This window comes from Flavobacteriales bacterium (assembly GCA_013001705.1).
In the GTDB taxonomy this organism is placed as follows: Bacteria; Bacteroidota; Bacteroidia; order Flavobacteriales_D; family JABDKJ01; genus JABDLZ01.
Map to the genome: position 1 here is coordinate 1 of JABDLZ010000175.1, position 9,868 is coordinate 9,868.

Annotated in this window: 10 protein-coding genes and 1 tRNA gene; 6 read left to right on the forward strand and 5 right to left on the reverse strand. The window is 50.7% G+C overall.

Annotated elements, in window-relative coordinates; genetic code table 11:
* From HKN79_07175 to HKN79_07195, 5 genes are all read right to left on the reverse strand, one after another.
* On the reverse strand, positions 1–247 hold a 247-nt coding region (locus tag HKN79_07175), incomplete at its 3' end, for an NAD-binding protein (protein ID NNC83343.1).
* A 209-nt stretch (positions 248–456) separates the two neighbouring features.
* Positions 457–1,125 (reverse strand): PorT family protein, encoded by a 669-nt coding sequence (locus tag HKN79_07180; GenBank protein ID NNC83344.1) that lies wholly within the window; start codon positions 1,123–1,125, stop codon positions 457–459.
* Between the two features lie 73 nt (positions 1,126–1,198).
* The gene (ybeY, locus tag HKN79_07185) at positions 1,199–1,624 is read right to left on the reverse strand and encodes an rRNA maturation RNase YbeY (GenBank protein NNC83345.1); all 426 of its coding nucleotides are present in this window, start codon (positions 1,622–1,624) and stop codon (positions 1,199–1,201) included.
* Positions 1,625–1,626: 2 nt separating this feature from the next.
* Entirely contained in the window at positions 1,627–2,058 is a 432-nt protein-coding gene (locus tag HKN79_07190) for an ATP-binding protein (GenBank protein NNC83346.1), read from the reverse strand.
* Positions 2,059–2,069: 11 nt separating this feature from the next.
* Complete coding sequence (locus HKN79_07195; GenBank protein NNC83347.1) at positions 2,070–5,456, reverse strand: DUF4175 family protein; 3,387 nt, start codon at positions 5,454–5,456, stop codon at positions 2,070–2,072.
* Between the two features lie 84 nt (positions 5,457–5,540).
* On the opposite strand from HKN79_07195, the gene HKN79_07200 reads away from it, so the two are divergent.
* From HKN79_07200 to HKN79_07225, 6 genes are all read left to right on the forward strand, one after another.
* Positions 5,541–6,725: a glycoside hydrolase family 16 protein gene (locus tag HKN79_07200; protein ID NNC83348.1), complete on the forward strand. Its 1,185-nt coding sequence runs from the start codon at positions 5,541–5,543 to the stop codon at positions 6,723–6,725.
* Between the two features lie 69 nt (positions 6,726–6,794).
* On the forward strand, positions 6,795–8,318 hold the full coding sequence (locus HKN79_07205; GenBank protein ID NNC83349.1) for a glutamate--tRNA ligase: 1,524 nt from the start codon (positions 6,795–6,797) through the stop codon (positions 8,316–8,318).
* Positions 8,315–8,662 carry a dihydroneopterin aldolase gene (folB, locus tag HKN79_07210; GenBank protein NNC83350.1) on the forward strand — a complete coding sequence of 116 codons (348 nt, stop codon included), beginning with the start codon at positions 8,315–8,317 and terminating at the stop codon, positions 8,660–8,662. The genes HKN79_07205 and folB overlap by 4 nt, the downstream gene beginning before the upstream one ends.
* Before the next feature lie 56 nt (positions 8,663–8,718).
* Positions 8,719–8,789, forward strand: a tRNA-Cys gene (locus HKN79_07215).
* Positions 8,790–8,906: 117 nt separating this feature from the next.
* Positions 8,907–9,668: a hypothetical protein gene (locus tag HKN79_07220; protein NNC83351.1), complete on the forward strand. Its 762-nt coding sequence runs from the start codon at positions 8,907–8,909 to the stop codon at positions 9,666–9,668.
* Between the two features lie 36 nt (positions 9,669–9,704).
* Positions 9,705–9,868: hypothetical protein (locus HKN79_07225; GenBank protein ID NNC83352.1), on the forward strand; the 164-nt coding region annotated here is incomplete at its 3' end.

Sequence of the window (9,868 nt, forward strand, 5' to 3'; positions counted from 1 at the left end):
TGAGCATGCGGAATTGAATGGCCGAACGGTCGGATACGATACCGGAATATCCACCCAAGGCATCGATCTCTCGTACGATCTGCCCCTTGGCCACTCCACCCATCGCTGGATTGCAGCTCATCTGTCCGATAGTGCCCATGTTCATGGTCACTAAGAGCACCCTGGAGCCCAGGTTTGCTGCCGCAGCAGCGGCCTCGTTGCCGGCATGCCCACCACCTACTACGATTATGTCATAGCTATCAAGCACGGCCTTCTTTTCTTAACATTCAATTCACCGTTCCACGTGGAACAATTGTTAATTACCTGAAAATTAGAGGTATAAACAAAAGAAACAGACATTTTGAACCGCAAAAGTACGCAATGTATAAGCCCGCTGAAAGAAGGGGAGGGCAGGAACAAAAAACCCCAGGATTTCTCCCGGGGTTTCTTGAATAGGTTGAGATAATGCGTGGAGTATCAGAGGTAATATCCGATACCCAATTCGATGCGGTTATGTTGTGCTCCTTGAGAATCGATCGTGCCGAAATCAGAAAGGCCTCCTATGTTCCTTACCTCGAAGAAGAAGCGCTGCTCATCCTCAGAGCCCACATGAAATCCAAGTCCGAGTACATGACTGAAATGGGCCGCTTCCATATTGTTCAGCTTAGCATTCTCAAATCCGTTGTCCTCGTTATAGTTCTCATTGTCATAAGTGCGACTCTGTAAAGCAACGAGATTGAAGTTGGTCGCAACACCGGCCAAGACCCCGATCTGAAAGTTCCCTTCCAAGAATCTATAGGAGGCCATTAGAGGGACTTCGAGGTCGATGAATTTGTACTTGCCTTTGTAATCCCGGTATACGGGGTTACCGAAGACATCATCACCGGCATATTCGTCCCCGGACTCCTTAGCACCCTTCCAGGAACCTAGTATGTCCACACCGAGTGCTAGGGAGTTACTCAGCTCGTAGAGCCCAGCAAAACCCGCATTGAATGCAAGCTTACCAGTGGTCTCATCCAATCCGTCAGAGACGATATCAGATACCCCCATGGCGTATCTGGCCCCCACGTGGAATTCGCCCGATTGAGCATGGAATGAAGCAGAGGTCAATATCAATAATCCAAGTACAAGAATGCGCTGTTTCATAGAGTTCATTGTTTTGTAATGCATATGAAAAGGTCTTATACGCAAGAATCAGAAAAAAGTTGTGTCAGCAGGCTCAGTGAAGCATGCGAAGTGCATTGTCCTCCAGGCTGCGCATCTGGGCCTTATCTTCTTCTGAGGCGTCAGCGTATCCCATTAAATGCAGTAGACCATGCACCATGACCCGATAGAGCTCGACCTGCACATCCTTACCCATATCGGCCGCATTCGCCCGCACCCGATCGAGGGAGATGAAGACCTCTCCCGATAGGACGGGGGGTCGTGAGGTGTCAAAGGTGATGATGTCGGTATAGTAGTCGTGCTTCAGGTGGGTACGGTTGATCTCCAAGAGATGCCCATCGCTGCAGAACTGATAGGTCAATCGGCCGATGAAAAAGTCCTCGCCCTCTGCCACGCGGGTCAACCAATGAGCTATATGTGCCTCATCGCGTAGGGCGAAATCTATATCAAGTGGAACGAAACGGATAGGGGAGGCCCCCATGCTCAAGCGACTTCGATCGGAGTCTTGTGGTGGAATTTGAGCTCCACCGTAGAGCCGGTCTCGTCAAAGGTGACCTCATCGGCCAAGTGGCGCATGAGATAGACCCCACGACCGTTGGGTTGCTCGATATTCTCCGGAGCAGTAGGGTCGGGAAGGTTGTTATAGTCGAAACCAGGGCCTTCATCCTCGATGATGAAAACAAGCTCATCCGCTGCAGGGCGGAAGGTCAAGGAGACCGTTTTGGAAGGATCTCTCCGGTTCCCGTGGGAGATGGCATTGTTGACCGCCTCTGTCAGAGCGATCAGGATATTCCCGTAGTTCTCCTCACCCACCTTGTAGGTATCACATACCTCATCGATGAAACGCTCAACGATGTTGATGTTCTCGATCTCAGAAGGAAATTCAAAGGTCCTTTCTTCCAATAATTCGCTCATCGAAGCCTCATTCATGGTTGGTCGAAATTAAGGAAATATTCATTGACCTTATTCTTGTAATATGGCTTCAATGAAGGCGGAACTGTTCGTAACAATTCAACCTCTTTCTGCTTGGCGCGCTGGTACTCGAAGAAGTTCTCTGGCGAGCTGAGTTCATAGTTCTGAGCTTCGTTGGATATGCGCTTGTTATCCTGTTCGCGTTCGCGTTCTGCCTTCTCGCTCTTGAGCAGTCGGGTGAGTATCTCCTGCTGACGCTCCAAGGTCTGGCGGGTGATCTGCATGTTGACGATATCCTTTTCGGTCTCCTCCATCTGCTTGGCGATCTCTTTGAGCTCATTCCCAGCTCCGCTACCATCCTGATTGAGCTCTTGGGACATCTTCTCAAGCTCTCTGCGAATGGCGGCTTGTTCAGCAGCGGTACGGGCCAATTGCTCGCTCATTCCGAACCTACCCGGTCCCGCCTTCCCCTTGCCGGGGGTCATGCCCTTCTGAAGCTGTTCCAGACGTTGCTGCATGGCCTTCTGCATCTGGCTCATACTGTTCCCTTTACCGGGCTTGGGCTTACCCTGACCGCTTCCACCAGGCTTCTGACAATTCCCCGTACCGGGCATACTGGAAGCCATCTGCTGTTGCATCTGTTGCAAAGCCTCATCCAGCAACAATGCCAGATTATTGAGTGAGGTCATGACGTATTGCTGACGGGAATTGGCCTCAGGGGTCCTTCGGTCGGCCAGCAATTCGATGGATCTGTCCATGTTCTGATTGACCGAGTTGATCTCTTTGGTGACGATGGGTTGTATCTGGACCACACGCTTGGCCAATGCTTGAAGCGAGTCTTTGATCACCACCGCATCGTCCTTCAATTTGCGCTGGGTCTGGTTGTGGGTCTTGTATTTCGGGTCGTCCGTTTCCAAGCCTTTATACGAGTTCATGACCTCTTCTTGGTCGAAGGAAAGCTCGATGATATTTTCCAATAATGCGCGCAAGGCATCCATATCCTCTTGTTGTTGTTCCTGACCACCACCGGCCATGCTCGCCATCATCTGGGACATCTGCTGCATCTTTTCTGAAGCATCCTGTTGTGAATCAGAGGCGTCCTGGTTATCTCCTTGCTCCAGTGATTCAGAGCTGTTCTCCATATCTTCTGATACCTCCTCTTCGAGGCCCATCATGTCCATCTCGTTCTTCTCTTCCAGCTCGTCATTGAGCTCGGAGAGCTTCTCCATCTCCTCTTTGAGTTTCTCATACTCCTCGTTCAGCGCGTCCTGTTCCTCTTTCAGTTGCTCCGGATCGGCCTCTTCCTTAGCGGTCTTATCCGCCAGGTCTTCCTGTTTTTCGGCCAACTCGTCCAACTTCTGCTTGATCTCCTCGGCCTTCAGCTCGAATTCCATTTGCTTGAAGAGTTCCAGATTGCGGTCCAATTCGGCCTCGATATCCTCATTGGTCAGTTCCATTTTCTCCAGTTGCTCCTCGAGCTTATCTGGATCCATCTCTTCCATGAGGCGTTGTAATTCGGCCATCATCTCCTGCATCTCGGGGCTCATGACCTGTTCGAAGAGCTCCTGTAGTTTTTGCTGTTTCTGAAGGATCTTCTCGTTCACTTGTTCAAAGCGCTGTTGTTGCTGCATAGACTGTTCGTTCTGCTGCTGCGCCTGCTGCACCTGTTGCTCCAGTTTCTTCTGTTGTTCTAAGAGCTTCTCGATACGTTTCTTGTCCTGCCAATCGAGCTCCTTTTTCTCCAAGAGGTCTCTGCGCACATCGTCAACAGCCTTTTGTAGCTCTTTCGCATCCTTGATGCTCTTCTCAAGGTTATCCTTGATTTCCTGACTGTTCTGCTCATGAAGCGCGGCCAGCTCTTCTTCAGTTGGGGCTTCGTAGACCGAAGCGCGGGTGCGGGTGGATTTTGCACCATTCACTCCATCGTTGTCCCACACCTCGAAATAATACTCGACCGACTCACCTGCACGAATGTCGATCAGGTCCATAGAGAAGGAATGATAGAAGCGCTCAGCGGTCAGACCCGGGGATAGAGGAATGATCAGGCGTTGGAGGCCTGCGTTGACCAAACTATCCTCGCGGTCGGTGATGTGGCGGTAATTGAAGGCTAGCTTAGAGAATCCATAGTCGTCCCTGACCTCACCACTGAAATAGATGTTTCGATCGTTCAGGCTGTCGGCCTGCTCTTGAATGTCGATCTCTGGGTAAAGGTCGGGGGTCACCTGTACCGAGTAGGTGATACTGTCAGGGTTGGTCAGATAATCATTTGAGGTGCTTACGGTATAGGCAGTGCTTTGCATTAGGGTCTGTGAGAATTCATAGAAGCCTGCGCTGCTCGATTCTGGGCGGTGGCGCTCTTGACCCATGCGGATCGCCAGTTCATCGGTATCCCGGGTATCAAAGCTCCATTTCACCCGGGTTCCTTGAGGCACATTCAAGTCACCACTGTTCCTTAGGATCTCATCTTTCAATCCAGTGTATCTGGGATAGTCCAAGGTGACTTGGAAACCGAGCAGGATGGGCTTGGGAAGTACTTTGACGGTGTAGGGGACTGAGTTGAAACCACCAGCTTCGAATTGGAGCACCGTGTTTTCTTGGATGTTACGTAGCTGGTAACTATAGTTGACCGGGTCGGTCTTTTCCATCTGGAATCTACTCCCATTGTCTAGGATGATGCGCACATCGGTCGGAAAGGCCTCGCCCTCGATATGTAACTGGATATCCAGATTTTCACCCGAAGGCACTTCCAACGAGTGGTTTTGCAGAACGAACCGGAAGGGAGCCTCTTCAACGAATTCTTGATCATGCCGGATGATTCGTTGGGTACTGTCCTTCACCACACTGGGTGCTGCTACCAGGATGACCAGTAGAATGGCCAATGGGGGAAGGGCATACTTGAGATAGCGCTTATTAGAGCCCAGGTCTATGGCATTGTTGAAGGGAACAGGGCTCAATGCACGGGCTTTCTGATCGATACTTGCCTCTACCAATGAAATATCCGGTGACCCTTGAGTGAGGGTATTCTGCTTCAGCTGAAGAGTATTGAGCAGGCGGTCCTCCACCTCACTGAAGTGCACACCGATGATCCTAGAGGCCTCCTCATAGCTGAGGGTGTCACCCAGCCGATAGAGTTTGAACAGGGGCAGGAACACGAAACGACCGAGGACATACACCATGGAGAGGACCAGGGACCAGAACATTATGGTACGCGGAACGACTCCGAATCTCCCGAAATACTCAAGCAGGGCCACCAACAGGAAGCTAGCCACGATAATTCCCACCGCATAGATCACTCCGCGGAGCACTTGATTCTTGTAATACTTGCGTATGAATGAATCAAGCTTGTCGATCAGTATCTGATAATTATCTGCCATATTGGATGGGGCTACCGCCTTAAGCAAAGGTCCGAAAAAAGAGCTGCAAGAACCATGCTCGATTTAGGAACGGTATAATTCAAGGTCAGAGTACGTAAATTCCGCCCTGTTATGAGAGCAGTGACGAGTATTTGCACCCTATTGATAGGGACCATCCTTTGGGCACAACCCATCGAGATGCTACAGCTTCGAAAAGACGGGTTTGCCCAATGGCGTTATGTGACTGGAGACGAGTTCGATACAGACCAAGTCGACACGGAAAAATGGCGCAAGAGCTACCCATGGGGACGGAACCTAGGTAATGAGATGCTGCAGTTCTATGCCGATGACAATGTCTTTCTGCAAGATGGAAAACTCATCATGGAAGCGCGCAAAGAAGATACAGTGGCCACGAGCATCTCTTGGAAGGGTCCGAACGAAGTGATAGATGATAAGGGCACGGTCAATAGACGTCCCTTTGAATACACTTCAGGAATGCTCTTCTCCAAAGATCAATATTTCCAGGGCTATTTCGAAGCCTCACTGAAGACCAGTCGAGGTAAGGGTTTCTTCCCTGCATTCTGGCTCTATGGGGCCAACCCCAATGAAGAGATAGACATCATAGAGGCCAAAGGAGAGCGTCCCTTCAGCTACCATGTGGATATGCACTGTCCATCGGGCTGTTCAGATTATCGCAAGTTCCTCTGGTGGCGCACCTCCAGCTATGGCGATTGGATAAAGACCGACAGTGATCTCACAGCCGACTTCCATCTCTACGCAGGAGAATGGGTGCCGGGTGAGATTGTCTTCTATCTGGATGATGTAGCTCGCGAGCAATGGGCCGGGGTGCTACAGTACCCGGCCAATGTCATCTTCAATCTGGGAGTAAGTGGACGAGAAGGATCGGGGTCATTTGACGGAGGAATCGATGAATCCACCCCCTTTCCCCAGACCTTCGAGGTGGACTATGTGCGCATATATGAGCGAATAGATGAAGGCTGGAAGGAAAAGGAAGAGGCTGCACTGAACAAGAAGGGGAGGAAGAAGAAGCGAGGGAAACAGAAGAACAGCAAACGAGTGATGGCCACCGCCCGCTTATTCTTAGAAGAGGATGTCCTTCGCATCGAGACTCAAGGACCCAAGAGCGAATTACTCTCCTTCATACTCATGGACGACAAGGGGAATCGTCTGCAGGAACCTATCACAAGTGAGAACGGCATCTTTTCCTGCGACCTCTCCTCCTTGGACCTGACGGAGATCTGGGTCATTTCCGTAGGGGCAGGATCCACTGCCCGCAGTCTGGTCACACGCCCCTAGATGGGCTTGGCCTCGTGACACGGTGCTGTTACCTTTGCGCCCTTTCTCTCCAAACAGGAAATTCGAGACATGTCAGACAAGAGAATCAGGGTGCGATTCGCCCCTAGTCCTACCGGCCCCTTGCACATCGGAGGAGTGCGTACGGCTTTATACAATTATCTATACGCCCGCCATCATGGAGGAGACTTCCTGCTGCGTATAGAAGATACGGACAGGACTCGATTCGTGCCCGGGGCAGAGGAATACATCATAGATTCATTGAAGTGGCTGGGTATCGAACCCGATGAAGGAGTCGGGTACGGAGGGGAGAAAGGACCATACCGACAATCCGAGAGGAAGGATATCTACGCTCAATATGCAGAGCAACTCATAGAGAACGGCTATGCTTACTATGCATTCGACACACCGGCCGACCTCGAAGCCATACGTGAACAGGCCAAGAAGGCCAAAGTGGCTTCATGGCAGTATAACAACATTACGCGGAATTCCATGAAGAATTCCCTCACACTTCCGGCTGATGAGGTGGAATCCAGGATCGCATCTGGAGAGCCGTATGTCATCCGGTTCAAGATGCCTAGGGGAGAAGAGGTGCGATTTGAAGATGCCATCAGAGGTTGGGTATCGTTCAGTACCGATCAATTGGATGACAAGGTGCTGATGAAGAACGATGGGATGCCCACCTATCACCTGGCCAATATCGTAGATGACCACCTGATGGAGATCACACATGTGATACGCGGAGAAGAGTGGTTGCCCTCGGCTCCGTTACACGTGATGCTCTACAAGGGGATGGGTTGGGAAGCCCCCACCTTTGCACACCTTTCTCTCATACTCAAGCCAAACGGAAAGGGAAAATTGAGCAAGCGCGATGGAGATGAAGGAGGCTTCCCTGTTTTCCCATTGGACTGGAAAGATCCTAAAACGGGTGCTACCCTCTCGGGATATCGCGAATCAGGATACTATCCCGAAGCGGTGGTCAATATTCTAGCTTTCCTCGGGTGGAATCCAGGCACGACACAAGAGATCTTTTCCAAAGAAGAACTCGTACAGTCCTTTACCATGGACCGCGTGGGTCGCTCCGGTGCCAAATTCGACCCAGAGAAGGCCAAGTGGTACAACCAACAATACTTACGGATGCGCTCCGATGAAGAACTGGCAGGGGAACTTATCCCACTGCTCCAACAAGAAGGACTGACACCCCCACGAGAACAGGTCATCCAAGCGGTCTCTTTGTTGAAAGAGCGGGCATTTTTCATCAAGGACATGCTCGAAGGACGATTCATGTTCGCAGCTCCGGAAAGCTATGATGAGAAGATGGTGAGAAAGAAGTGGAAGGAAGAGACCCCTCAGATCCTCTCCGAGGTCAAGCAGTTGCTCGTTGACACCCAACCCTTTGAAGCGGCAATTCTCGAAGAAACGTTCAAATCATTTCTCGAGAGAAAAGGACTTGGAATGGGCGCAGTCATGCCTAATTTGCGACTGGCGGTCACGGGGAAGGCCATGGGGCCATCCTTTTTCGACACTTTGGAGATCATTGGACCTGAAGCGTTCACTCAGCGTATCGACAAGGCCATAGCCAGCATTACGACATGAACAGCATACACATCAATGGAATCAAGGGATACGGCTATCACGGCTGTATGGAAGAGGAGTCCCTGATCGGTCAGCTCTATGTGGTGGATGTGATATTGAGAACGGATTTCACCGAAGCAGCCCGCACCGATGATCTGAAAAAGACCGTGGACTATGTAGAGGTGAATAGGGTGGTACAGGAACAATTGAGAAAGCGGTCCAAATTGATTGAAACGGTCACTCTGCGCATAGCAGAAGACCTGATGAAGTTGGAAGGAGTAGAAGGTGTCGAGGTCAAGGTCTGTAAACCTTCTCCACCCATAAATGGGGATGTGGAGGCCGTATGTACCACGGTAACCTTATGAGGGGCTTCACGTAAACCCTAGAGTTATTAAATTTGCCCTCCTTTGAGAAAACAGAAGGTCGGTTGGCCGAGTGGTTAGGCAGAGGTCTGCAAAACCTTTTACAGCAGTTCGAATCTGCTACCGACCTCACAAAAAGATCCCGCGTAGTGCGGGATCTTTTCATTTCAAGTCATTGGACATTCCTTGTGTACATTTGAGCTATCGGAACCCACACGCACCGATAGTAGACTGAACCGAACGTACCATGGCAAGAGCATTATCCTTCACCCTTTCCATTTGCTCATCCCTATTTTTATTCTCACAGCCCTATTTGACCTGGGCCGATCATTTCGGCTCTCTTCAGGATCAGATAGGCGTTGATATCCACTGGACCCCGGATGGGGGACTGCTTTCTACAGGCACATTCGAAGTTGAGATCGGCTTCAATGCGAACTATCAATTCGAGGCCCTGGGAGAAAGGGATGTCTATGTGCTGAAACAGAACCAGAACGGAGGCATCATGTGGGCCAAGCATTTCGGATCCTCAGGGGATGAAGAAGTGCGGAGGATAGACGTTAATGATCAAGGAGAGATACTACTCTCTATCGCTTTTTCTGACACCTTGACCATAGATTCCTCAGAGTTTGTTTCGCGCGGGCTGCGTGATGTGCTCATTATGCGATTGGATTATCAAGGAAACGTACTTCATACCTATCATATCGAGAGCGGAGGAGATATGGAAGCAGTGGATATGGCCTGGGCCGAGGACGGCACCTATCTCGCCATGTTCCAGCATAGAGTGAAGTGTTTCTATACCGTAGGAGACACACAGGACTCATTGCTATCCAATGGAGCCAGAGATATGGGTATCATGCGCTTCAGTGGCTCGGACAGTCTGCTTTGGACACATTCCATTGGTGGAGTGGGGCCTAGTGACCACGGACAGGCTATAGATACGGATGGCGAGGGGCACTACTACATATACGGTCATTTCAGAGAAACGGTGGATTTCGATCCATGGCCGTGAGTCACAACACGCGAGGCCTTTGGGAGCGATGTATTCTTGGCCAAATACACTCTGGATGGGGACTTCGTATGGACCCAAAAGCACGGGGAGACCACCGAAGACAAGGCCTCGGACATGGTGGTTAAGGATGGAAAGATATATCTCACCGGGTTGTTCAAAGGCCCCTTCGATGCCCTGGATGGCCCAGGAGAGGTATGGGT

Bases quoted from the DNA above. Each gene is read 5' to 3' on its own strand.
- HKN79_07180 (NNC83344.1), bottom strand. From the start codon at position 1,125: ATGAAACAGCGCATTCTTGTACTTGGATTATTGATATTGACCTCTGCT.
- ybeY (NNC83345.1), bottom strand. From the start codon at position 1,624: ATGGGGGCCTCCCCTATCCGTTTCGTTCCACTTGATATAGATTTCGCC.
- HKN79_07190 (NNC83346.1), bottom strand. From the start codon at position 2,058: ATGAGCGAATTATTGGAAGAAAGGACCTTTGAATTTCCTTCTGAGATC.
- HKN79_07200 (NNC83348.1), top strand. From the start codon at position 5,541: ATGAGAGCAGTGACGAGTATTTGCACCCTATTGATAGGGACCATCCTT.
- HKN79_07205 (NNC83349.1), top strand. From the start codon at position 6,795: ATGTCAGACAAGAGAATCAGGGTGCGATTCGCCCCTAGTCCTACCGGC.
- folB (NNC83350.1), top strand. From the start codon at position 8,315: ATGAACAGCATACACATCAATGGAATCAAGGGATACGGCTATCACGGC.
- HKN79_07220 (NNC83351.1), top strand. From the start codon at position 8,907: ATGGCAAGAGCATTATCCTTCACCCTTTCCATTTGCTCATCCCTATTT.